Annotated in this window: 18 protein-coding genes; 10 read left to right on the top strand and 8 right to left on the bottom strand. The window is 62.7% G+C overall.

Features of this window, described 5'->3' with window-relative positions; translation table 11 throughout:
- The first annotated feature begins 170 nt into the window (after positions 1-170).
- On the top strand, positions 171-1,622 hold the full coding sequence (locus G9Q37_RS05905) for a CoA transferase (RefSeq protein ID WP_205710728.1): 1,452 nt from the start codon (positions 171-173) through the stop codon (positions 1,620-1,622).
- A gap of 37 nt (positions 1,623-1,659) precedes the next feature.
- Here G9Q37_RS05905 and G9Q37_RS05900 read toward each other — a convergent pair whose 3' ends face one another.
- The gene (locus G9Q37_RS05900; RefSeq protein WP_166225912.1) at positions 1,660-1,941 is read right to left on the bottom strand and encodes a DUF2917 domain-containing protein; all 282 of its coding nucleotides are present in this window, start codon (positions 1,939-1,941) and stop codon (positions 1,660-1,662) included.
- A gap of 194 nt (positions 1,942-2,135) precedes the next feature.
- Here G9Q37_RS05900 and G9Q37_RS05895 point away from each other — a divergent pair, with 194 nt between their 5' ends.
- From G9Q37_RS05895 to G9Q37_RS05885, 3 genes are all read left to right on the top strand, one after another.
- Entirely contained in the window at positions 2,136-2,702 is a 567-nt protein-coding gene (locus G9Q37_RS05895; RefSeq protein ID WP_166225909.1) for a hypothetical protein, read from the top strand.
- The gene (locus G9Q37_RS05890) at positions 2,699-3,604 is read left to right on the top strand and encodes an EamA family transporter (RefSeq protein ID WP_166225906.1); all 906 of its coding nucleotides are present in this window, start codon (positions 2,699-2,701) and stop codon (positions 3,602-3,604) included. Before G9Q37_RS05895 ends, G9Q37_RS05890 begins: the two co-directional genes overlap by 4 nt.
- A gap of 85 nt (positions 3,605-3,689) precedes the next feature.
- Entirely contained in the window at positions 3,690-4,616 is a 927-nt protein-coding gene (locus G9Q37_RS05885) for a DMT family transporter (protein ID WP_166225903.1), read from the top strand.
- 48 nt (positions 4,617-4,664) lie between these two features.
- Here the strand turns inward: G9Q37_RS05885 and G9Q37_RS05880 are convergent, their stop codons facing one another.
- Positions 4,665-5,531, bottom strand: coding sequence for a PhzF family phenazine biosynthesis protein (locus G9Q37_RS05880; protein WP_166225900.1), 867 nt, complete (start codon positions 5,529-5,531; stop codon positions 4,665-4,667).
- 206 nt (positions 5,532-5,737) lie between these two features.
- Here G9Q37_RS05880 and G9Q37_RS05875 point away from each other — a divergent pair, with 206 nt between their 5' ends.
- From G9Q37_RS05875 to G9Q37_RS05865, 3 genes are all read left to right on the top strand, one after another.
- Entirely contained in the window at positions 5,738-6,379 is a 642-nt protein-coding gene (locus tag G9Q37_RS05875) for a LysE family translocator (RefSeq protein ID WP_166225897.1), read from the top strand.
- A 2,490-nt stretch (positions 6,380-8,869) separates the two neighbouring features.
- Positions 8,870-11,524, top strand: a complete 2,655-nt coding sequence (locus G9Q37_RS05870; protein WP_166225894.1) for a hypothetical protein — start codon at positions 8,870-8,872, stop codon at positions 11,522-11,524.
- Complete coding sequence (locus G9Q37_RS05865) at positions 11,521-13,119, top strand: DEAD/DEAH box helicase (protein ID WP_166225891.1); 1,599 nt, start codon at positions 11,521-11,523, stop codon at positions 13,117-13,119. The genes G9Q37_RS05870 and G9Q37_RS05865 overlap by 4 nt, the downstream gene beginning before the upstream one ends.
- A gap of 101 nt (positions 13,120-13,220) precedes the next feature.
- Here G9Q37_RS05865 and G9Q37_RS05860 read toward each other — a convergent pair whose 3' ends face one another.
- The 4 genes from G9Q37_RS05860 to G9Q37_RS05845 all read right to left on the bottom strand — a co-directional run bounded on the left by G9Q37_RS05860 (position 13,221) and on the right by G9Q37_RS05845 (position 19,086).
- Positions 13,221-13,820, bottom strand: a complete 600-nt coding sequence (locus tag G9Q37_RS05860) for a hypothetical protein (RefSeq protein ID WP_166225888.1) — start codon at positions 13,818-13,820, stop codon at positions 13,221-13,223.
- On the bottom strand, positions 13,817-14,956 hold the full coding sequence (locus G9Q37_RS05855; RefSeq protein WP_166225885.1) for an XRE family transcriptional regulator: 1,140 nt from the start codon (positions 14,954-14,956) through the stop codon (positions 13,817-13,819). Before G9Q37_RS05855 ends, G9Q37_RS05860 begins: the two co-directional genes overlap by 4 nt.
- Before the next feature lie 479 nt (positions 14,957-15,435).
- The gene (locus G9Q37_RS05850) at positions 15,436-17,433 is read right to left on the bottom strand and encodes an AAA family ATPase (RefSeq protein WP_166225882.1); all 1,998 of its coding nucleotides are present in this window, start codon (positions 17,431-17,433) and stop codon (positions 15,436-15,438) included.
- A gap of 216 nt (positions 17,434-17,649) precedes the next feature.
- Positions 17,650-19,086: a tyrosine-type recombinase/integrase gene (locus tag G9Q37_RS05845; protein WP_166225879.1), complete on the bottom strand. Its 1,437-nt coding sequence runs from the start codon at positions 19,084-19,086 to the stop codon at positions 17,650-17,652.
- Between the two features lie 1,629 nt (positions 19,087-20,715).
- Here G9Q37_RS05845 and G9Q37_RS05840 point away from each other — a divergent pair.
- Entirely contained in the window at positions 20,716-21,822 is a 1,107-nt protein-coding gene (locus G9Q37_RS05840; RefSeq protein ID WP_166225876.1) for a ParM/StbA family protein, read from the top strand.
- 508 nt (positions 21,823-22,330) lie between these two features.
- Entirely contained in the window at positions 22,331-22,660 is a 330-nt protein-coding gene (locus tag G9Q37_RS05835; protein WP_166225873.1) for a hypothetical protein, read from the top strand.
- A 111-nt stretch (positions 22,661-22,771) separates the two neighbouring features.
- Here G9Q37_RS05835 and G9Q37_RS05830 read toward each other — a convergent pair whose 3' ends face one another.
- Positions 22,772-22,927, bottom strand: a complete 156-nt coding sequence (locus G9Q37_RS05830) for a hypothetical protein (RefSeq protein ID WP_166225870.1) — start codon at positions 22,925-22,927, stop codon at positions 22,772-22,774.
- Between the two features lie 101 nt (positions 22,928-23,028).
- A complete protein-coding gene (locus G9Q37_RS05825; RefSeq protein WP_166225867.1) occupies positions 23,029-24,177 on the bottom strand; it encodes a site-specific integrase in 1,149 nt (382 codons plus the stop codon).
- 241 nt (positions 24,178-24,418) lie between these two features.
- Here G9Q37_RS05825 and G9Q37_RS05820 point away from each other — a divergent pair, with 241 nt between their 5' ends.
- Positions 24,419-24,910: a flavodoxin domain-containing protein gene (locus G9Q37_RS05820; RefSeq protein WP_166225864.1), complete on the top strand. Its 492-nt coding sequence runs from the start codon at positions 24,419-24,421 to the stop codon at positions 24,908-24,910.
- Positions 24,911-24,960 lie beyond the last annotated feature (50 nt).

The following is a 24,960-nucleotide window of genomic DNA, read 5'->3' as shown; positions in this document are numbered from 1 at the left end:
CGGGTCATCCTAGGTGGGTCAAACTTCGCACACATGAAATCGCAGCGACTGGCAACGCGCCAGCTTCGTGCGGCAGCCATGGGCAATGGTCCACGCAGGAGGGCGCGTCGCAGGTCGGGAATCGAATTTCATTGCTTCGACCGCCGACGGCGACAGGATGGGCCGATTGCATGCTTGGCAGCGCCGAGATCCCGAAGATCGACATCGACACCATGAACGCCGTACCACCCCCCGCCAACGCCGTTACCGCCGACCTCTGGTGCCGGGCCGGGCTGCCCACGTCCGCCCTGACCTCGTTGACCTTGACGGGTTCCGACCCGGTCATGCCGTCGTCGTTTGCCGTGGGCACGGCAGCCCAGTCGAGCATTGCTGCCGCGGCTCTTGCTGCCGCGGAGGTGCGACACGTGCGTGGCTTCGGGCGCCAGCAGGTGTCGGTCGACATGCTGCATGCGGCGGTGGAGTGCTCCAACTTCATGAGCCTGGATGGGGTGATTCCCGAGGTGTGGGACCGCTTCTCCGGGCTCTACCCGTGCGGCCCCGACGCGCGCAATGGCTGGGTTCGCATCCACGCCAACTTCAAACACCACCGCGAAGGGGCGCTGGCCTTGCTGGGCCTGAAGGCCGACGACACCACCACGAAGGCCGATGTGATCGCGGCCTTGTCACACACGACGGCGCTCGACTTCGAGCAGATGGCTGCCGAGCAGGGCCTCGTCGTGGCCGCGCTCAGAACCTTCGAGGAGTGGGATGCGTCCGAGCCTGCCAGGGCAGTCGCCAAACTTCCGCTGTTCACGATCGAGAAAATCGGAGAAGCGGAACCACGGCAACTCCCAGGCATGAAATCCTCGGATCGTCCGCTGACAGGTATCCGGGTGCTTGATCTGACGCGCATCCTGGCGGGCCCGGTCGCCGGCCGCACGTTGGCAGCCTATGGCGCCGACGTGATGCTGATCAACTCACCGAACTTGCCCAACGTGGAGGTGATCGCTGAGACCAGCCGCGGCAAGCTCTCAGCTCAGATCGATCTGTGCCTGCCCGAAGGCCGCAAACGCCTGGCCCAACTCTGCAGTCAAGCGCATGTGTTCATGCAGGGCTACCGGCCAGGTGGACTGGCCGCACTGGGCTTCAGCGCAGAAGGATTGGCACATTTGCGCCCGGGCATCGTCTGCGTGTCGCTCAGCGCCTACGGGCATGAAGGCCCATGGGCTCAACGTCGAGGATTTGACTCGCTCGTGCAGACGGCAACCGGCTTCAACCACGCCGAGGCGCAGGCCGCGGGGTCCGACACGCCCAAGGCGCTGCCGATGCAGATCCTCGATCACGCGAGCGGGTACCTCATGGCCCTGGGCGCCCAGGCAGCGCTCGTCCGCCAGCAACAAGAGGGCGGTTCGTGGCACGTGCGCGTCTCACTGGCACAGACGGCCCATTGGTTGCGCTCCATGGGCCGCATTCCCAACGGACTCGCATGCGCCAAGCCCGAGATCGAGCGCTTCCTCGAAGCCACGGACACGGGCTACGGGCGTCTGGTTGCGTCAACGCACGCCGCTCGCTTCGCGCAGACACCGGCTGGATGGACAAGGCCCTCCATGCCGCCTGGCAGCCACTTGCCGCAATGGCCGTGAGGGCGGCCGGCGCCAGGCTGTCGATGCGCGCCCTGGCCTACTTCAGATGCACACCAAGCCTCAAGCGATAACCCGCGGGCTCTCCCCTGAAACTGGAGATCCATATCCTGAGGTTCTGCGAGGCCAGGAACTTCTCGCCCGCTACCAGGAATTTGTCGTCGACAAAGAAGTTGCTGTCGGGCGGGCGCACCGTGAACCACAGATGTCCCCCCACACATTCGATCTCGGAACCGACGGGCAGGTGGACTTCGACGGGAACCTGGCCGACGAGGTGAACAGGCGTCGTCGGGTGGGTTTGATGCGTGGCGCTGTGGTCCATTCGCCGATCGTGCCCAGCGCGCTTGCCACGATCAGGAAATCAACAACCCTTGCGTCGCATTGCCTTCAAGGATGGCCATCGCCCTGATAGATAGGGAAGAAACGGCGCGCGGGTCGAGCACATGGATTTCAAGTATCGACCTTACGACATGGTTACCGTGGGTGTCACATCGCCCTTGCCTTGTGACAATCGCCATGCGCACCCCCCAACCCGCATCACTTGTGGATCGACTCGTCGGGCCCGGCGCTTCTGTCGGCCAGATCGCCCTGATCCTGATCCCTGCCTTGATGGCAGGACTGTTGTGCGGACAGGTGCTCGCGCACCAGAACGCCTCTGACTGGGCCATCACCCTCGTTGCCCTGCTGGCCATCGACCTGATCGGCGGCTGCATCGCCTGCAGCCTGCCACCGCTTCAACGGTGGCACCGTAGCCGCTACTGCGATCCACTCAAGCAAGCCGGCTTCCAGTTGAGCCATGCCGGACATGTGATCGCGATCGCATGGCTGCTCTCCGATGGCCCGGCCGGTGCTGCCGCCATGGGGCTCAGCTTGCTGTTTCTGGGGGCTGTGGGCGGTGCCATGTGCAGCCGCTCGGTCGCCAGCGGGTTTCGCGTTGTGCTGGCATTGGCATGGCCCGCTTACGCAGCCGCACTGCCAGGCTCGTCGCCCTTGTTCGTCCTCTTGTCCCTGGCCCTGGCGTTCAAGCTGTTCGTGGCGCTTCCGTCCTTTGAGCGACAGGAGATGCCCAGGGAGGCGGGATGACCGCCAACGGTGCAAGGTGGAAGACGGTTCTTGCCCTGTTGACCGTCTACCTGGTCTGGGGCACCACCCAATACGCGACCTTGCTCGCTGTTCAAGGCCTGCCACCGGTCTTCATGACCGGGGCACGCTTCGCCACAGCGGGCTTGATCATGCTGGCGTTTGCCGGCGCACCGGCGCTGCTTTCACTGAGCGCGCGGCAGGCGTTCAACTGTGTCGTTGCCGGGACCATCATGTCCTTCGCGAGCTTTGCACTGGCGGTGCTCGCCATCGCGCAAGGTGTGCCCACGGGCCTGGTGGCCTGCATCATCGCAACCATGCCGTTGTGGTTGACGCTCTTTGCCCATGGGGGTGGTGAGCGAACCCACGCCGTGGGCTGGGTGGGCGTTCTGGTCGGCATCTCGGGCGCGGGTCTTCTGCTTCTCGACGGGAACCTGCACTTCGTTCCCCTGGGTACTGGCATGGCCTTCCTGTCGCCCATGCTTTGGGCGGCCGGTTCCTACTGGGTGAGGCGGTCCGACATGCCACCGATGGCGCTTGCCTCAGCGATTCAGTGGCTGAGCGGCGGGCTCATCGGGATTGCCGTGGGACTCATTTTCGAAGCGGACGAGGTGTGGCGACTGACCACCGAGAACCAGGCGTCAGCATGGTGGGCCTGGGCCTACCTGCTCGTCTTCGGCACCCTACTCACCTACACCGCCTATCTCTGGCTGGTACGCAATGTGAGCGCGCCGCTGGCCGGGAGCAATGCCTTTGTCAATCCGGTCATCGCAGTGGGCATCGGCGCAGCCGTGGCAGGCGAACGGCTGGATACCGTCAGCTTCATCGCCATCCCGCTCGTTCTGCTGGGCCTGGTGCTCATCGTCTCAAGGCCGCGTCAGCCCCGGTCGCCAAAGCGGAACTGAATCCGCGTTCACGCACGGTCAACAGCTTTCCTGTTGGAGGCCGTATTCCCAACGACAGTGGGCCATCCACTTCAAGCACCAAGCGATGGCCCATCTTCAGCATTCCGCCAGCGTCACCCCCACGGCGTGGCTCTCGGCAACCGGCGTCGGCGTCGCATGCGGGCTCATGACGGCATTGATCTGGTCGACATGGGCCATCGCCACCCGGCACGCAGTGACCAGCTCGCTGGGACCGGGCGATGTGACCTTTCTTCGCTTTGCGGTGTCTGGCCTGCTGTTGCTGCCCGTCCTCTGGCTCGGCCGCCATCAACTGCGGGGCGTTCGCCCCTTGCTTCTGTTGGCCATGGTGACGGGGGCGGGTGCTCCCTTCATGCTGTCGACGTCCACCGGCATGCAGTTCGCGCCGGCGTCACACGTCGCCACGCTGATGATCGGCACCATGCCGGTGTTCGTGGCCATTCTTTCGTCCACCCTCTATGGGCAGCATCTGTCTCGCACGCAGGTGTACGGCATGGTGCTGGTGCTGATGGGCATCGTGTTCATTGGCGGCCACTCCGTGGTGTTCAACCGGCAGGCCGGCGAGTGGCGCGGAGACGCCCTGTTCTTGTTTGCCGGATTCCTTTTCGCCGCATACACCGTTGCGCAGCGGAACTCGGGCGTCTCCCCCTGGGTGGCGACAGCCCTCGTCAACGTGGTCTCCGCTGCCGTGTTCACCCCTGTTTACCTGCTGTGGATGACGCCGAAGCTGGCCCAGGCCCCCATGCAGGAAGTGATCACCCAGGTGGCCGCCCAGGGCATCGCGGTGTCCATCCTGGCGCTCTGGCTATTCTCGGAGGCCGTGAAGCGCCTGGGCGCCACGCGTGCCGCGGTGATCGGAGCCCTGTGCCCCGCACTCACCGCCGTGCTCGGCATCTTCCTGATCCGGGAGATCCCGTCGATCGCGACCCTGGCCGGCGTGACCGCGGTGATGCTGGGCGTGCTGACCGTGGTCTTCAATCAACCACGTACTTGAGCGGGTGCTACAAGCCGCGCGCTTGAGTCACCGCCTGAAGATCCGTTGTCAATCCACGGCCATCAAACGCGCATCGAGCTCGCTGCCTCCCCACACGGACACCTCTCCAGCAATTCGGACACCAGTCCCCCGCGCGGCGTCGTAGTCGACAAAGATTTCGCTGCGTCGGCCCATGTCTTCGCCCTGGATGATGCGCAGTGATCCGCTGCGCTTGATACCGAGATCACGCAAGTAGCCAGCCAGCGCAGCAGCGGCCGCGCCGGTAGCCGGATCTTCGTACACCCCACCCGCGGCGAAAGGGTTCCGCGCATGAAACACATCATCGCTTTCGCGGTACACGAGGGTCACGGTGGCGAGATCAAGCTCCCGTTTGACCTGCAGCAACTCGCTGAACGCATACCCCATGTGCGAGAGCCGACGCCTGGACCGCAGGGCGATGAGCGCGTGATTGGCACCAGCGTTCATCAAGCGCGGTGGCAGTCCCGCGTCCAGCTCGTCTGCTGCCAGGCCAAAGCAGTCGCGCAGGCGTTCGACATGCAATGGTGCCAGTTCACGGGTGAACGTACGGGGCGACACAAACCGCGCCATCCATCCCGCATTGGACATGGAGGCCACCACAGGGACATTGGCGAGGTTGGTCTTCAGGTCGTACTGCCCCACGCCGTGGTTGAGTCCCAGAATGGCGCCGGCTGCGATCGTGGCATGACCGCAGAAGGGAATCTCGATCTCCGGTGCAAAGTAGCGCACTCGCCATGAGCCTCCCTCCGGATGGAGGAACGCGACCTCGGAGTAGCCGACATCCCGCGCCAAGGCTTGCATGGTCGATTCGGAAAGCGCCCTGCTGCATATGGCCACGCCGGCCGGGTTGCCACCTTTGCCACCTGATGAGAACGCCGCTGCACGATAGAGCTTCATGGCCTGAGTCCGGTAATTCGCGGAATGTTGCCCGCGGATCGCAGCTCAGCGCTGAAACCTTGTCCTCCTGCTGGTTGGGATGTTCGTTGCACAGGCTGCGCCACGAAGTCAGCATGGGATGAAATGCAACAGCGACAAACGTCGCCGGATTTGTACAAAACCGCGGAGAACACTGCCGAGATTCAGCGCCAGGACACACAGACGTCATGAGCGAAGTTGCATCGTTGCTTGCCATCGGCGTCGCCCTGCTCATCGGAGCCGCCAGCCCAGGACCCAGTTTCATCATGGTCGTGCAGTCAGCAGCGTCGTGTGGCCGGCGTGCCGGCTTGCAAGCGGCGCTGGGCATGGGACTGGGTGGCCTGATCTTCGCGGTCGTCGCTCTGCTCGGGCTGAGTACAACACTCGTCGCAGCGCCAAAGGTCTTCGCCGCGTTGAAGCTGGCAGGAGCGGCCTACCTCGGCTATCTCGCGATCCGGCTTTGGCGAGGCGCCAATCAGCCGCTGGAGGTTCAAAACATCTTGTCGACCGGACGCTCGACTGCGTCGCCGCGACACTTTTTGCTTGGCTTCTTCACCCAGATCAGCAACCCCAAGACCGCCATCGTCTACGCCAGCGTCTTTGCGACGCTGCTTCCCCCCTCGCCAGACATCGAGTTCCACCTTCTGGTGGCCATACTAGTCTTTACCATCGAGGCAGGCTGGTACGCGACAGTCGCATTGATTCTCTCGTCTGACGGCGCTCAGGCTGTCTATGTGCGCTGCAAATTGTGGATTGACAGGCTGTCTGGAGTCACGATGGGCTTATTGGCGGCGAGGCTGGCAGGGTCGGTGATCGGGAACGACCGATGAAGACTGAATGCGGCCGCTCGGCTCCAGCGTGCGGGATGACCGGTCGTGCCGCTTGCGGATACTCCGGAAGACTGACCGCTGCGCACGCGGCCGACGGCTGATGTCGACGAACAACTGGCGTTTAGTCCTGCCTGCATTCAAGGCCTCGGCAGCATGAACCGCTTGCCCCAAGCCACCTCATCGCGCGGTGCAGGCCGCAAGCGGGCAAGTCAGTAAACCTGCCAGTGGCCGCGCTGAGGTCCGACTCCGGTCCAGTTCACCGACTTTCGTCGGCGCCGTCGCGTGGCGTCGGAGCGGTACGAGCGTGGGGCTGCACCGTGGTTATCGCCGCGAGATCGGTACACTGCCCCCACTGGAACAAAACTCGCGCGTCTTGCATGTACAAGGGAACCGACACACCCATCGAGCCGGCCCCGCACTCCGAATCCGAAGTTGCCCACCGGTTGCTGCTCGATCGAGGTGACATCCCCGTCGTCGACCTCGCGAAGATCGGACTGCGGGAGGGACAGAGCTCACTTCCGATCTACCGCGTCCACCGCTGGTTCGCGCGTCGCCTGGGATCGCAGTTTCGAGCACTGTTGACTGCTGCGGCGCTGCCGGCAACAGCTTCCACCGATGACTTTTGGGCGCTGTTTGAAGGTGCGCCGGACCTCTCCGGCAAGACGATCCTGGATCCGTTCACTGGGGGGGGCACCTCGCTAGTGGAAGCAGCCCGAGTCGGAGCCGACGTCGTAGGGTACGAAATCGACCCAATTGCGTCAATGATCACAAGCTTCGAACTAAATGCCAGGAATCTCCAGCCTTCCCGGCACTCCTACCAGCAGCTGGTGGAGGACCTATCCGCGTTCTTCGCCGCATATCACACCACGACGGTCAATGGCACACAGAGCTCGGTCCTGTACCACTTCTGGGTCGAGTTGTTCCAGTGCGCGGCGTGCGGCGTTTCGTTCGATTTGCATCCGACCTTCCAGCTCGCGAAGGACGCGGTGCGCGGAATACAGTGGGTTCACTGTTCCTCGTGCGATCGTGTCCACGAAGTTCCGGCGTCGCGCCAGGTAGTCTCCTGCGCGTGCGGGGTCAAGACCCGAATCAACGACGGTAACTACTTGCGCGGCGCCTGTGTCTGCCCGAAGTGCGGCCACAGCGAGCCACACTCGGTCTCCGGCCGAGCGGCGCCGCGCTACCGACTCTTCGCACAGGAGTACTTTGCGGGATCCGGATCCGACCGCCACCGAGCATTCAAGGCGGCCGACGATGAGGACCGGGCACGCTTCAAGCTGGCCGCCGACGCACTCGCCCGGTTCGAGCGTGAATTCGGCCTCGTCGGGCCTGAGCGACTCATTCCCACCATTGGTCGCAGCGACTCGCGGCCGATGATCAACGGAATCGTCAACTATCGGCAGCTCTTCAACGACAGGCAGCGCCTGCATCTCGGCGTCCTGGCCAAGCGAATCGCCGCCGAGAAGGACACCGACCTAAAGAAGGTGCTCGAACTAGCCTTCAGCGAGCACCTGACAACGAACTCAATGTACACGAGCTATGCCGCCGGGTACCGTCGAACGAGCGCGATGTTTGCCATGCACGGCTTTCGGCACATCGTCCGCCCAGTCGAGGTCAACCCGTGGCTCGCTGGCAAAGGGCGAGGGACGTTTCCAAACGTGGCGTCCAAGGTGCTGCGAGCGTTGGACTACGCCCGCGCGCCTCACTTCTACGTTCGCGGCGGTCTCAGCGAGCCGGAGCCACTGCAGCCGAAGCGACGGTGCACAAGCCGCATCTACAACAAGTCCTCCGAGTCGATGTCTGAGGTGGAGGCTCACACCATCGACTTGGTACTTACGGACCCACCGTACTTCGACAACGTCAGCTATTCCGAACTGTCCGACTTCTACCTCGCGTGGGCGCAATACCTGGGCTCTGCGCCGGCCGGATATAGGAGAGCTTCGCGCAGCGCTCCGATGAGGGAGTCGCTCGCCGTAGTGAGCGGCGACGAGGTGTCGCGATGCAAGTTTGCTGATCAACTGACCCGGATCCTCCGCGAGGTGCACCGGGTGCTGAAGATCGACGGCCGATTGGTGTTCACTTACCATCACACCTCGTCAGAGGCTTGGCTGCTGCTTACCCAGGCCATCATTGCCTCCGGATTCACAGTCGTGAGAACGTTTCCGATGCGCGGTGAAGGACAAGGCGGGCTGCATAGCTACGAAGGTACGCTCCGCTGGGACGCGGTCTTGGTCCTGCAGCCCGTCAAGACGCCCCGAGGGTCGACTGCGGTAAGCGCAAGAGCCGTGGAGCAGGCGACCGAATCGATGGCTTCATGGTGGGAAGACCTAAGTAGGCACGAGGCAGTGGGTTTCCGGGTTCCTGATGCGCGAAACTTCTTGCGCGCGCTGCTCTGTGCTAATGCGACGACTGCTCTTGTCGACAGCCGAGGTTCGAGAAGAATGGAACTCTCGGAGGCGCTCGACATGGCAGGGAAATGGGAGCCTCCGAATGGGAATACTCAACAAGAGCGTGGTCGCGCTCACGTTCAAGTTCGACTGCGACCGATTCCTCCGATATCGGCTGGCCACGAAGGCGGAGCAAAGGGGAAGGCCCGCGGTTCCAAACGCCAATGAGGAGCGGGGTAGTCGCCCCGGCATCCAACTGGTTACCGCTCAAGGCCGCGTCTGGGAGGCTCAGTGCTTCGACGACATCTGCGAAGTCGCGAAAGGTCGAGTGGCGGCCTCCAAGAGCAGAGACGTCGACGAAGAACTCCGGATCGCCACCTTCCAGCCGATCAAGGCGCTTGACGCTCTGCTGAAGAAGTCGGCTCCGCCAGAGTTCATCGTCGAGGCCGAATTCCAGGTGCCGGGCTCACTAAGTCCGTCGCTGAAAGCTGCGGTCGACTCGCGCAAATTAGAGGAGGCCAGCGCTAGGCCGGACCTGCTGTGGGTGCGTCCCTATGACGCCCAGGTGCCACTCATCAATCCGACCAAGAAGCCAAGAACTGTCCTGCATGTCATCGACGTCAAGCTAGCCGCAGAGCCGGCGCTTCGGCACTTTGTCGAGGTTACTTTTTACGCCTTCGGCCTTCAGACCTGGCTGGAGGAGCAAGGGCTGGACGATCAGTACGGCGTGTCCGCGGAAGGCCGCGTCTGGCCGGGGACCCACACGGCCGGAGCCTTCAAGGAGCTGGTCCAGCGGCACAAGGCGAGCGGACTCGCAGACCCCGTCGCGAAAGCCTTACTCGAAACGACGAAGGCGGTACCCTACGAGGTGTATCGCCCTCGCCTCCGGCAGTTCCTCGAGGAACGTCTGCCACGTGTTCTCGCTTACAAGCCGTTGGAGGCCCCTTGGCACGTCTCTGGCAATTGCCAGCTGTGCGACTTCCTCCACCACTGCCGAGAGGAGGCAGTCCGGCCTGACGTGGACCACCTGTCGCAGATGCCGGACCTGACTGCCGGCCAAGCCCAGGTGCTGCGGGAAGCGGGCATCGCAAAGTTCAGCGAGCTATCCACCGAGCTCCGTGCGAATGGGCCGAAGTGGCAAGCCGCGAAGAGCCAGAGTCAGCGGCTGAAGTCGCTTGAGCGGGCCTTCGTGGCGCGTGCAGAGGCCGTCGCCACCTGCAAGGCGATTCCTGTGGCAGGACGCAAGGCGGCGGCTATGCCCTCCTTCGCGCACATGAGCATCTTCCTGACAGCGCATTTCGATCCCGGAACCGGCATCACGTTCGCGCTCGGTCTGCGCAAGGTGTACTTCAGGACCAAGGGAGCGAAGCCGGAGGTCGAGGACTTGACGCTTCTGATCGACTCGGCCGGCGACGGCATGAGTTCCAGAAGCGAGAGGCTGCGCCTCATCGAGCTTTGCAGGCGCCTGCAGTCCTGGCTGACGGAACTGGACAACACGAACAAGCTGTTCGACGAGGACTTCCAGAAACATACGGTCCAGTTCTACGTCTGGGACCAACTCGAAGCGCGCCACGTAGCAAGGATTCTAGCTAGGCACATCGAAGACGAGGCCGTCGCGGAGATCGCTGTCTTCCTGATCCGCGTGTTCCCTCTCGAAGGAGATCTGGCCGCACCTGAGGACTTCAGGACGCAGCCCGTCACGATCGTCAAGAGGATCGTGCAGAGTCTTGTCGGCCTGCCCGTTCGCTTTGGATACACGCTATGGGACGCGAAGCACTGGCTCGCGCCGTTCATCAACGAAGAAGGCAAGCACATCATGGTGCGCCCACCGTATGGTTTCCGCACGGAACTGAGCGACCAGATCCCCTTCGAGCGCGCCTACGAGTTGTGGCAGGACAAGATCCTGCTGCGCAAAAACAGTCTGGTCGACGGGTTCAACAAGGGAGAGCCGTTCAGTCGCGGCGAGCTGAGTGATCTTCTCCGCAAAGTGACCAGCATGCACCTCAGTGCGGTCCACGACGTCGTTGTTGGCCTGCAGAAGGACTATCGGAAGCAGTTGCTTCTGCGAAAGGAACCCTTCAGCCTCAAGCCACCCAAAGAGTTCAACCTGCCGACTGCTTCGGCGCAGATGATCGTGTTCTCGCAGCTCAATGCGATCGCGGACGATCTGGAGAACATGCACGTTCTTGCGCTCCCGATCGAGGAGCGCGAAGCGAACTTCCACTCGATTCGCGGCATCACGGTCGCCGACGGCGTACCCTGCATTGAGGAGGTCATGGCTGCTGTGTCAGCAGACCCGCGGTACGCGCCGGAGCTGAGAAAGGGGACCAAGCAGGCCCTGCCGTTCACATTCTCGGACGACTCACGGGATACGCGGATCCGCGAAGGCGACTTCACCGTCATCCTGCGAAACGAGACCATGGAGGGCTCGATCGACGCGAAGTGGTACCACGCCGCGGGGCACAAGAACCTCGGAGAGGCGCTTTCGGCAGGAATCTCAGTCCCTGAACGGCTTCAGTACGCGCCGCTCCGCAACCTATTGGAAGTCACCGTCGCGCGGCTCGACACCTTGCACACGCCGCCCCTTCTGGTCCTCCTGTTCGACCCGACGAAGGAAAAGCTGCTTAGGGACGCCGGTCTCCGATCGCTCGATCACGCCTGCGTCCTCGATCCGGTTGCTAAGGATTTCAGTACCGAGTTGCTGGAGCGAGCCGTTCGGCGCGTGGGAGGCAAGAAGCCAGCGAAGGTGCGCCAATGAGCACGAAGCAGTTGGAACCCGCGTACACCTTCTTCTACGCGCCCACCAAGTTAGCCGCACCCCAGCGGCGCGATGCCGCCGACGCGCTGGCGAAGGTGAAGGCCTACGCACCCGACCCGCCGAACGAGCGGCAAGCCGACGCCATTGCCCACTCGTTCAGCGATCGACTGTCCATGCTCTGGGGGCCGCCCGGCACCGGCAAGACGGCAACCCTCGGCGTTCTCGCGCTGTCATGGCTGGAGGATGCGATCGCACGCGGAACAGGTCTGCGAATCGGCATCGGCGCTTCTAACTACAACGCGATCGACAACGTCCTCAGAACATGCGCCGAGCTGCTCGAGACGCGTCGCTGCGCCAATGGAGCGATGCATGCCAGAGTCCTCCGCATTCGATCCAGTTCCAGCGAACCGCGGGACATCGAGGGGGTCGAGGACATCGATCGATGGAAGGAACGCGGTTGGCTTCCAGGACTCCTTGCCGCCGCGGACGACCTCTTGGTGGTGGGAGGAACCCACCAACAGCTCCTGAAGCTCACGACCGGTAAGGACACCCCTGCTTCGCAGATCGGAGCGCCTTGGTTCGACCTGCTGATCATCGACGAGGCGTCCCAGGTGGCGTCGGCCGCTGCGTTGGCCTACATGTGCTTGCTCAGGCCCGACGCACACGTCGTCGTCTGCGGCGACGATCGGCAACTCGGCCCGGTCTACCAGTACAAGGTCGAGGACTCGCGTTCGGGTCTGCTCGACTGCATTTTTTCTTACTACCGGCTCGCCCATCAGATCAAGCCTGTCAACCTGGCGAAGAACTACCGGTCGAACGAGGCGATCTCCGGCTGGCCGTCGCGCCGATTTTACGAGGACGACTATGAGTCGCATCACAAGATGCGCCGCTTGGACGTCAAACCCTTGCCTGCAAGCCAGCCCGAGTCGTGGCCTGCGATGCCGCCTTGGTCGCCGCACTGGCAAGAGTTGCTCGACCCTGAAAAGCCTGTCCTAGTGGTCTGCTACGACGACAACACGAGCACCGTGTCCAACCTATTCGAGGCGCAGGTTGCCGCGGCCTTGGTACATGAATACAGCGCGATGCTGAGTGCCGTAAATGGGGGCAGCGTGCCACAAGACTTCTGGCAAGAGCGGGTCGGTTTGGTCACACCGCACCGGGCGCAGATCGCGACGATTCGCAACCTTCTTGGGTCGACGCTGGACGTGGCCGTGCTCGACTCGTCCTTTATTGACACCGTCGACCGGTTCCAAGGCCAGGAGCGCGACCTCATCGTCGCCAGCTACACGGTTTCGGACCCGGACTTCATTGCGTCCGAGGAGGAGTTCATCCTCGATCCGCGGCGTTTCAACGTGACGCTCACGCGTGCGCGCATGAAGTTCGTCATGCTCATCAGCAAGTCATTGCTGTCTCATCTGCCCGCGGACGACACTATCGCCCGCGGCGCAGCGCACCTGCAGCTCTTCCCAGATGGCTACTGCTCGCCTGCTGGCTCGGTCGACCTGCCCTACATCGACGCGACCGGCACAACCAGGACGCGGCGCTGCCAGCTTTACGCTCGCGCGCTGGCAGTGCCCTCACCTACCACTCTCTGACCGCGAGACGGCGTGTCGGATCGACAGAGATTGGGGTAGCGACTCGCGTCGCTTCCAGCCGCCGGCCTGTTGCGAATCTCGTGACCGACCCGGGTCCTAGGTCACGGGCAGGGGAAGCCGAATGTCGACTTACAGGCCAGGCGCCACGCCGTCGGCACGTTCGAAAGGTAGGCCAGCTCTTGGTAAAGAGCCTTCGCCGCGTCGCGCGTTACATGCCCAGCCGAGACGAAATGGGCGAGCATCTCGTACCCATGCATCACCTCGCTCGTGGCCAGCATCCGTATAGCTAGGTGAAGTCCTTTGTCGTCGGTCACAACTGCTGCCTTCCTGCCAGCCTCGACAAGTGCTGCGGCGTAGCCCGCCAGAAGGCAGTCGGCGGGAGACGGTACCGAACACTGCGCATCGCGAAACTTCTTGGAGTTCGCCCGGCAGTACTGAAGGATGCCGTCCGTCGAGGCCCTGACCTCCATCAGGTTCACCGACTTCCAGTCAAAGACGTTCGCGCTCCGGTTATCCGCGTAGGACGGCTCGCTGAACCAGTAGTACGTCACCCCGAGCGACGGCTTGTCCTCGAACTCCCGCTGAAGCTCGGCGGCGCCCTGGGCCGTCCACGGCGGCGGGCCGAAGGTCCGTCCGAACATCGGGTGCAGGCATCGTGCGAGGTTGAGGTAGGCGGAGGTATCGACGAGGGCGACGTTCAATGCTCGGCCCCCTTCGTCAGGGCGCTGTACAGCGCTAGCGAGTCACGCAAGGTCGCATGCATGCACCGGCGGATGTAGGTAGGGCCGCCCTCTCTCGTCCTGACGTACTGTGCCAGGGCATTGAAGAACTCGCCTCCGAACTGCCGGGCCGCGACGTCGATGTACTGGTGCACGTTCGGTGTCTGGCCCTCGAAGAGTTCGTCCCGAACCTTGGGAAGAGTCTTGTCGAGGCGCCGCCGCGCGGCGTGGACGGCTGTGGAGTCGATCTTTAGCGGGGGCACCTTCCGATCTTCCGCGAGACGGTTGCACTGCGAGTACACCGTGAAGAGCGATACCTCCCACTTCCGCGCCCAGTCAGCCATGGTGTTCAGCGCGATCGCAGCGCTATTGGCTCCCACCGCTTCCCGGTAGGCCTCGGCAGCGACATCGCGTGGGAACAGCAGTGCCCCGGCGAACAGATCCGCAAAGTCCTCACCGTCCTCCGAGCCCACCAAGTCTGGCGTCAGGACATGGGCCATCTCGTGCGCCAGCCAGAACTTGAAGTCCAGCCGTTCACTGTCGAGATTGATGAAGACGAAGGTGTGATTCGTCCGCGGCAGGTGGATGTGCAGGGCATTGCCGTGGTTCTCGCGCTCTCCCCAGAACACCGGGACAACGACCGACTGCCAGTCGGTGAACCACTTCATCAACGAGCGCCAGCTCACCGGCTGGCCGGGTTCAGTGTCCAGCCGCGACCTCTGCTCGGCTGCGGCCAATTCAGCACAGCGGTACGTGGGGCTCGCGTTAGCGACGCTTGGAGGTCGGAACGTGCGAGGCGGGAGCAGATCCACCAGAGCGTCGAGCGCGTACGCTTGGTCGAGCGCTTCGTCTTCGTTGAACTCGGTCGTCTTCTGCTGGCCCTTGCGTCGATATGCCACCAGAGGGGCCGGCTCCTCCGTGACGAGAAGTTCGGCGACGGTTAGCCCAACGGCGCGAGCCATTTTCAGCAAGGTCGCCGGCTTGGGCTCCGTCGTTCCGGAAAGCCACTGACTCACCGCCGCGTCCGTGACCTCGAGCTTCGCTGCCAACTCGTTCTGCTGCATGCCCTTCAGTTGCAGGGCGCGACGCAGTGCATCGACGTTGAGGTGGTCGGACAAGGGACTTAAGTGAAGTTAAGTCCAGGAGTATACGTTCTGCAGGGGTCGTCGCGCTGGTGCTTTGCCGGGGCCACGCAGGCGCGGGGCAAACTGCCTTCTGGTGCCCGCTCCACTGTCTCAGGAAGTACCGCATTCGTCGCCATCGCGTCTGGCCACGTGGACCCGGGGCGGATGTTCTGGATAGCGGGGGCGCCTCCAGCGTCCGCTTCGGCTCAGAATGCGTGAGCTCGCGTGCCCCTGGCTAACTACTGCTTCCGCTGCAAAGCCCTCACCGCAATTGGAGGCCGCGGACACGCGCTGGCGGGCCGCTTGCTGCCGAGCGTCCAAAAGCAATGCGGCGAACTCGATTGGCCCAGTAAATGCTGAGCTAGGCACGGTGCTTCACAATGAACGCACACGTGAACTTTTCGCCAGCTCTTGAAAGCAAGGTCACCAGTGCGCCGATCGTGAAGTCAGCGGACCTCCTGTTGGCATGTGATTCAAAGCACCGTCACTACCGCATGTTCGATGTCGGCTGAAGTGACCACCAGCGGTGTGCTTCGCCGTGAAATCGCTCTGTTGAGCGCTCCCTGCGCAACCGCCTCCGCGTTTGCGATGCTCTCGCCCTTCAGCGTTTGGGCCACCGCTGCGACCGTGAGGCCGCCTGCGAGGCGGACCTTGCGGCTCGCGAACCAGGTTTCCAGGTAGAGGCTCAGGCTCTTCGCGCTCGGTCGGTCAAACGGCACCTTCTCCGTGAACCGTCCACCACGCAGCAGCGCCGGGTCGATCTGCTCAGGGTTGTTCGTCGCGGCGATCCACACGACGTCTTTCACGCGGTCCCCTACCCCGTCCATGAGGGTGAGCAGCTTGTTGGTCCCCTCGGTGTGGGGCGAAAGGTCACGGCTCCTGAGCAACTCGTCGGCCTCGTCCACGAAGATGACACAGGGGCGCAGTTCGTTCGCCTGGTCGTGGAGTTTTTGCAGCTCCGCGGGAGTGCGCGCCAGGTCAGCTCCCGTGGCCGTGAGGAACGCCCAGTCGATCGATTTGGCCAGGGCTTTGGCCGTGGCCGTCTTGCCGGTTCCCGGCGGACCATAGAAGAGCACACCGGCTGGCAGGGTGCCGCCGTGGGCCTCGGTGTGCTGCGGATCGGCCATACGGCCGGCGATGAGACCGAGCGATTCACGGGTGACGGGTGACAGTACCAGCTCGTCAAGTGTCTTGACGTTCTCCAGCAATACGCCCTTTCGACCTTGCAGCGCGCGGAGTGCGCCCATGAAGTCTTCGTAGCCAGGTGTCACCCGGCCCGCGCGATGCAGGTAAGGTCCGAGCTCCTCGGTGACGGCCAGGATGCGCTTGGCCGAATAGCCGTTCCAACGGCGGGCAACCGATTCGATCACCACCGGATCCACGCTGGCTTTCGGCAGATGGGTTTCGAGGCCGAGCTTGAGCAGACCTACCCGCGCCTCGGCATCGGGCGGCGTGATCTCCACCTTGAAGTCGAACCGGCCTTCGCGGACGCCAGCCGCATCAAGGCGATCCATGTGATTGGTGGCGGCCACCAGGATGACCCGCTCCTTGCGAATGTCCACCATCAGGGTGAGCAGCGCGTTGACCACGTCGCGGTCTTCCTTGACGCCGTTGCCAGCCTCACCGTCGCGCGAACTCAGGAAGCTGTCTGCCTCGTCGATGAAAAGCACGCATGGCTGTTGACGGCGCGCCTGGGCGAAGGCCGCGTTGATGCGGGCAGTCTTCTCGCCCACCCAGGGGCTTGCCACATCGCCGTAGGTCAGTTGCAGCAGGGGCAGCTTGAGCTCGCCGGCCAGCGCTTCCACGAACATGGTTTTGCCGTTGCCAGGTTTGCCGGACAACAGGATGCCGTTTCGCTCGGTGCGCGCCCCTCCCCGCTTTGCAATCACCGCTTGCGCGGCCTCCTTCAGCCGAGCCTTCGTGTCAGCGTTGCCATGAATGTCCTTGAAGCTGATTTTCGGCATGACCGCTCTGGCCACGCTCGGCGGACCGTCCTCACGCCGCTGCGCCCGTGCACCGGCACGAGTTCGGGCTTGGCGACATATGCCGTTGGTCAGCGGCCCGGCTCGCGCGAGCAAGGTGAGAATCGTGAGGTACAGCACATACCCAGTCAGGTACATCATGGTCGCGTCGAAGCGTTCGTAGACAAGCCAGAGGATTGCCATCACGCCCGCGCCCCAGAGGGCGTGCCTGAAGGCGCTGTGCTCCATCCAGAACGACTCGTTGTTGCTCCAACTGCCCAGCACCCAACGACCCAGCACACGCCAGAACAATGCAATGGTGCCGATGATCACGATGAGCATCGGAATCATGAACTCTCCGTTGACCGCGCGGTGATCGAGCTGGGGGCCTCCTTCGAAGACGATGGAAACCAGCATCTTCAGCAGCCAGAAGAATTGAAGAATGGCGGTCAGCTGGGCCGTGCGCAGCGACGCCTGGTATTCGATCGCGTAGATGAACTCTTTGAACATGGGGAGGTACGTGAATGGTCTTGTGACCAACGTACCGGAGAACCCCACGTCGTCAAGGGCACCGCGTTCACCTCTTTCACACGGGGATAATCACCAAAGATTCCAGGGATTGCTCGCGGTCTTCACGTACGGATGCGGGCCTCTGGCGAACGGGGCACTCACCAAGGCGATTGACGTGCGCGTCTACTCGTCGACTGCGAACCGATTTACTCCAGTTCACCTCCGCAGAAACACCTCGACGGCCTCCCCTTGCGGCTGCTGACCGAGACACGGAATCAATTGGATCGGTACGGTAGCCATCGCTCGCACGACATCATCAACGCGATTGAGATCCGCAGCCGTCCACCCACACCGCAGGCGCACGGCCAACTGCATCGTCTCCCCGTTGCGCAGGGGCAGCCCTTGCGCAGCAGCTCCCGTGATCCAGATCTGCTCGGCACCCCCGTTCAGCAGCCTCAGCAACAACTCGGGCTTGCCCTCGATCTGCTCCACCCACTGCTCAACCCGTGCGCGCTGCGTCGTGCTCATCTTGGCCGGCGAACCCAGGTAGGCAGAGGAAATGTCGCGCCGCCAGTGGCCCAGCGCCTCCGACACCTGCTGGTAGGCAGCATTTACCTGCATCTTGTTCTTCTTGTACCAGTCCGCGACTGCGCCGTTCTCGCTCGGCGGGCGGTGCCCCGTCAGGTCGAAGAACATGTCCCCTGCGAATTCATGCCGCAGTCCGTGGCAGACCACCCCACGCCTTTCCAGCGTCACGCCCAAGTCCGCCATCACGTTGTACAGCCGACTTCTCGCCTGCTTGAGAGTCATCTTCGGATACCCCATCTCCAGGCCTCGTGATTTTTCGGCCCACTGGCGGCACCTATCCAGTACGTCACGCTGGTACGCCGCCTTCTGCTCATCCTTCAGATAGGGCACCTTGCGCCAGCGCCCACCCTTTGTCTCGCGGTGAACCAGCAGACCGTCCGGGGTGTCCGACGCGTGCGGACGAAGGCCCAGTGCCTCTGACACCCGCAGACCCCACGCAAGCATCAATTCCAATAGCAGTGCCTCATGCGGATGGGTCTCGCGGACCTCCTCGATCACCTCGCGCGGCAACACCCCCTTGGGCGTCCACGCCTTGCTGTCCAGCGCAACCTGCTGGCGCGTCACCATCTGCTGCGTGACACCCGATGCAGCCAGCGCCTCGTAAAGCGCGTCGCGCTTCGGAACCACATCCTGGCGACCCACCAGCGTGAAAAACTTCCGCAGCGCACTCAGCTTGTTCGCCACCGTCCCCGCCGTCTGCCCTCGCTCGTTGGTCCAGTACGCCGCAAGGGCCACGACTTGACGCCTGTTCAGTTGATCCAGCCTTTGCACTCTCATGTTGATGGCCTTCAGGTCGGCGATTGCACCCCGCAGCATGTCTCCATGGTTCGTTCGCGTCTTGGCCGAAACCTCCCTGGCGCGGCCGATCAATGACGGCAAGGGCGCTTCCTCAAGGAACGCCGCCATCTGGCGGCCCGGATCGTTAGGATGCCGGCGGATCGCCTCAGCCAAGGCCGCACGCCCGCTCCCGATCACCGACTTGCGCGGACCGCGCTTTGGCAATGGCCCCCGCGCCATCGCGTTGCCCGCTGTCTTCACCTGACCAACTCCAATCTGCCTGTCCATAGAACTCCTCTCGGATGCGGCTTTCTCTTCCAGGGATCGCCACTAAAGCCCCTATCCCCTGCGGGCGTCTCGCGCACCCACACCGGATAGCGGTCTCAGCCAATTCCCAGTGCTATCTCGCCAGCTCACGCCAGCACCCTCTCAGCTACCTCTCGCCCAGTACAAGGCCCTGCGCGCGGCCATCAAGTCTTCATATCCCGGTTCGTTAGCAAGCTTTCCTGTCGGCACAGCGGGAAACTGTGTGACCCCCATCCTTGAGGGATGGGCACCCCGGAGACGCAATCGATCGCCGGGGGGGTTACTGTCTGGGTCTCAGACAGAGCCAAATGGGGTGGGTGGCCAGGCCGAGGCAGTTCGTCACCGCCCAAGTTCACCTACTTCTCCGCATGACTTCTATGCGGCGTCTCCTTCTCCGTTGTGTCCACCCTTTCCTATTTCATGCCGCTGGGGCTCCCGGCTCAGGCGCCGGGTGGGAGGGAATTCGTGATGGCGCACCACACAAGGGCCGCATCAAGGAGAACGAGAAACGTAGGTTCGCTTTTTCGCTTACGCGACCACACGTGCTCCGTAGCTGAGGAGGAGCATTGGCTGGTGGCCCCCAGAGGGAGCCGGTTTGAGCTTGCTGCGGGCAACTCCTCGTGCGAGGGCTACCGCTTCCGAGCCGCATCGCGGGCTCAGCTGCTAGGTCTATCTCCGACCTGTTAGTGCGACCCTCACAAAGAGAGCCGACTTGGCTACGACGTCCACTTTGGGAAGCCGGCTTGTTGCTTTGCGACTCTCACATGGAGCGCCGTTCTGCGTTACGCCCTCTGGGGGCAGGGCATCACCGGGTTACCGGATGCCAGAGCACATCAAGTGCAGTACGCGCATTCTCGGAGGTCGTTTGTCGGTTGTCACTCGACCTGGCTCACCATGTTGACAACTGCTTTGCGCTTTGACCCGCTGGGTTGGTTGTCCACAGACTAGAAAAGATTTTCAAAGCCCATCTCAGGTGTTTGCTTCTGCTGTTTTTTGCTTGTCACAGCTAGCCTTGTATATCACTCAGGCTCTACCCATGGACTACGCGGAACACGAAACGCGTGCGGCTTTGCCCCTGTGGATATTGCTCGCGCCCGAGTTTCGGTGAGAGCAATGCCGCTCCCGTTTGCACTGTGCCGCGAGCCTGGTCTGCTGGCCGGTTCTGCCGCAGGTCGGTCCGGAGACAAGGCACTTGGGCCTCTCATCCGTCGATGCCTCGAGTGCTGCTTTTGCGGGCTGCACGTGCGCGCAGTTCGCTGCCGCGGCCCGATTCAAAGCCCCAGGGACCATTTTTCGCCCATCTGGTGCCGCTTCGCGCAATGCGCGAAGTGCTTGAGACCAAATTTGGCCCATCTGCCGCTTTTTCACGCAGCGTGCGGAGGTTCTAGGGACCATTTTTAGCCCACTGAAGCGTTGCTCGTTCGCACGCCTCGCGCGCCAGGGACCATTTTTTGCCCACTTGCTGCTTAGTTGAGCAGCGCATGACGACGCTAGGGACCATTTTTGGCCCGTTCTGGAAGTGGAGAGCCAGGTCGGTTGAAGGAATGTGAGCGGGGCTAAAGAATCGGCGCCAGCACATCCCGTGCGCATCCTCAACGCAGAGAGTCCCATATGAAACGCGATCTTCCCGCTGCCCTCGCGCAGTCCCACAACACCGTGACAGTCTCAAGTCGCGCCATTGACGTCGGTTACGCAAACACCAAGTTCACCGTTGGCCGCAAGAAGGTGAACGGCGAGACCGTGATCGTGGCTGACCTGTTCCCCTCGATCACGGCTGTGCTACCCAAGGGGCGACCTTTTGAGCGCAAGGCCGGTACTCGCGCCTCGGATGGGTGCCTGACTGAGATCGACGGCGTGCTGCACTTTGCCGGTCGCGGCGTTCCGATGCACCTGAAGGGCTCGCAGCCACGCCACGTCCTTCCCAATTACTGCATGACGCCCGCATACATGGCCCTCATGCACGGTGCCATGCACTACATGCTGGAAGACGTTGGCAACCCTCGGGAGCTGGTGATCGAGCATCTTGGGCTGGGCCTGCCGCTCAACACCCACTACGAATACAAGGAGAAGCTGCGCCAGTCGGCTATCGGCACCCACGTTCTTGGCGGCCCTGAAGACCCGCTGGGTGTGCGCACCGTGCGCGTGCTCGACGCGGACGTGATGGTGCAGCCCCTGGGGGCACTGATGAATTACGGCATGGCAAACAAGGGGGCCGGGCTGCGCGGCTGGAGCCTGGTAGTCGACGTAGGCGGCGGCACTATCGACTACCTCGTCTCGCTTGAGCGCGAGCCGAACCACACTCGGTCTGGCGCACACCCTGAGTCGATGCTTCAGTGCGCATACGCGGTTGCCCAGCAGATCAACCCCTCGTACCAGAACAATTTCACGGTGATCGAGGCAATCGATGCCGCGATCCGAACGCGCAGCGCAACGGTTCGCATCGCTGGCGTGGACCTGGAGATGGCCGACTACAAGGGCACTGTCGACGAAGTTCTGCGCAGGGGCTACGACGCGATGCTCAGCGATGTGGGAGATCTGTCCGACTTCGACACGATCCTGGTGTGCGGAGGCGGTGGTTCGGTCTTCTATGACTTCCTCTGCGAAGTAGCGCCGGAGCTCAAGCGCCGCCTCAAGTGCGACCCCGGGTCGGCTTTCTCGAACGTGCGCGGCTTTCAGCTGGCGTCCGAGTTCGTGAGCGTCCAGGGCATGACGAAATGACTGATCAGGGCGTTTCGATGGCTGGGGAGGACGAGGAGGCCGGTCTTAGGCTTCGGCTCTCCCTTCAGCCGGATCACTCTGGCCTATACGAGCATCTTCTGGCGGTGCCTGTGCGCCGACGCGTGAAGGTAGCTCGCGATCTGATGCTGTTAGGGGTCAAGTTGGAACGAATGCTCCAGGTCGGGCTTATTCCGGACTCGAGCATGGGCACGTCGGAACCCGTCATGTCAACGGATGCTATGAAACCTCACAAATTCCCAAAGCGGCGCCGCGAGGTTATCGCTGAGCCAGCGCCGGCTGCGGCTGTCGATACGGAACTCATGGCGTCTTTGTTTGGCCCTGCGCTCGCCAGGCTCCGCTCTTAGGCAACTGGGGGGCGTAGCCCGGTGGGCTGTATCTCCGTGAAGGGCTGGCTTTGCTGGCCCTTCTGATTTTTGGTCCGAGTGTCTCTTGACTAAATCCGCTTGCGTGCGACTTTGGTATCCACCCCCTGAACCAAGGAACAGCAATGCCACACAAGACCGACCTCGACCTGACGACTACGGTTTGTTTCCGCCAGCACTACACCCCGGAGCCGCACTGGCTCCTCAGGTCGGCCTTCGGCCGCGACCTACTGAAAATGCGACTGCGCCAGCTCGAACCGCAGATGTTTGTGCCGGAGTGGAGATACGCCGCGCACCTGGACCCGGAACTGGAGCGCATGGTGGACGATCTTGGCCTGCGGGATACGGCCAAGCCCAGAACGATGTGGGAAACGCTCAAGTTCATGAAGCTGGCTTCGCGCTCGATGCTCGCCTTGAGCCGTGGGGAGCCTCTGCCTCAATGGTCCTTCACCTAAACCCGCCTCCTTGCCAGGGTCAATTTCATGCGGATGGGAAGCGCACCGCGAAATCGCGTGGAAATCCTCACGGCAATACGAGGAGCACGCCTTTCGTGCGCTCGGCACCGCTCAGTCATTCAGACCAAACATGCGATCAGTTTGGTCAACGTAGTGCTTGTTCGCGATTCGAAGCGCGACGCTCGATCGCGCCAAACGCCGATTCAGCACGATGCCGATCGCGATGCCAAAGAGCATGAAGAGCTTGAGGTAGTCCGCCGCAGACATGAGATCTTTCGAGGTTGAGGTCCACTGTCGCACTGAGGTCATTCATTCTATTTGGACGGCGCCCTTCAATGAGTTTCAGTCTCCGCAAGGCGCGCATCTAGCTAGCCCAGCTTCGCAGCAAGGTCCTCGGCACGTGGGTGGTAGTACCGAGCGACCATCTTGGCGGTCTTCTGCCCCGTGACCTTCATCAGTTCGTGCATTTGCAAGCGCTCGGCCAAGCGCGAGACCGCTTCGTGCCGAAGGTCATGCCAATGCAGATCCAGGAACCGAATCTCCACACGCTCGACTTCTGCGAGCAGCTTCAGCGTCATGTCCAGCGGGGCCCGCTTCTTGTAGACCAAGGCCCGAATCTCTCGTGCCGCATCGATCCCCTGTTCTTCGAGCTTCCTGGAGAGAACGCCATGAACGTGCTCGCGCCGGCATCGGGCGATCAGGCGATCCCAGGCCGAGTCGAGCGCATCCGCGGTGATGGGCAGCACCCGACCGGTCGTTGAACGCGGCAGTTGAGCCAGTGTCGCCACCGCTCGCGTGGACAGCGGCACATCGCGGTAGCGCTGGTCGTTCTTCGTGGCGCGACCATCGACCCCTCGAATGCGAGCGACACGCCTGGTCAGGTCAACCTCCTGCCAGGCCAGGGAAAGCAGTTCGCTCCTTCGGGCTGCCGTTTCAACGGCCAGAACGAAAGCAGCCTTCATCCAGGGAGTCGCCGCCTGACCGAGCGACCGCAGCAGGATCGCCTCCTCGTCACCCTCCAGGCGTCGATCTCGGCCGGGCGGCAACTTGGGCTTGCGAATGCCCGCCGTCGGGATGCCCTGCGGCAGCGGAATGCCCCAATCGAGTTGGCAGGCTTTAAAGACCCGGTTCACCAGCCCCAGCTCGTGGGTCACGGTCTGGGGGCCAACGGCTCGAAGCCGCTCGTCACGATAGGCCGCGAGCATCGACGGCTGAATGGCCACCAGCGAGTACTCGCCGAAACGCTCTTTCAATTTGAGCAACATGCTGGTGGGCTGGCGCTGCGCCCGAAGCTTGGGCACGACTTCAGCCAGGTAGCGATCGACGGCCTCGCCGAATGTGGTGTTCTCTGCCTTGTTCCTCGAAACAAAACTGCCCACGTCCATTTCCCGCTCAACAGCCCTCGCCCACGCTTCCGCGTCGGTCTTTCGCGCGAACGTCTTGGACTGATCGGGGAACCCCAGGCGACGGACCTTTGCCTGCCAAGTCCCGCTGGGGCGCTGCTTCACCGAGGCCATGAAAGGCCCCTATTCGATGCGATCGCACTGAATTTCATACTGCGAACTGTCCCCAAATTGTCCCCGTTGACCTCGAATTTCGGCAGAAATGCCCAAAACTTTAGACAGATCAACGGCTTAGAAAGCCTGGATTTTTGGCCTTCTAAGCAGCAGGTCGGGGGTTCGAGTCCCTCCGGGCAGGCCAGCCCTCCGCGGGTTTACCCCATGATGCGCCGCAGAAACATGCACTAAAGTGCGTGTCATGTCTTCTGCCCTGCCCTCCAAGCTGCTCATTCTCGTGGGCACCATGACCAACACGGCGGAGTACGTCGCGCAGGCGATCGAGATGGACAGCGCCGATCTCATCGGGCAGATCGAGGTGCGCATGATGGACGGGCTGGGCCCCGAGGTCTTCGACGAGCCAAATGCACTTTACGTCATATGCTCGTCCACCTATGGCTCGGGCGACGTGCCCGACAACGCCCAGGCTTTCTACGCCTCGCTCGACAGCCAGCCGCGCTACCTCGGCCACGTGCGCTATGGCCTGATCGCGCTCGGCGACAGCGCCCAGTACCCCATGACCTTCGCCAATGGCGGCCGCCAGTTCGACGAGCGCCTGCGCGACCTCGGCGCTGTGCGCATCGGCGAGCCGCTGATCCTTGATGCGTCGAGCGACGTCGATCCCGAAGCGGCCGGTGCGGCCTGGTGCCGCGCGTGGCTGGCACAGGCCCTGGCGGCCGCGTCCGCGGCCTGAAACGTTCAAAGCTGAACAATTCAAATTTGAAGCGCATAGGGTTATTCAGG

The organism is Hydrogenophaga crocea, assembly GCF_011388215.1.
In the GTDB taxonomy this organism is placed as follows: Bacteria; Pseudomonadota; Gammaproteobacteria; order Burkholderiales; family Burkholderiaceae_C; genus Hydrogenophaga; species Hydrogenophaga crocea.
This window is presented reverse-complemented; position numbering and strand designations above follow the sequence as displayed.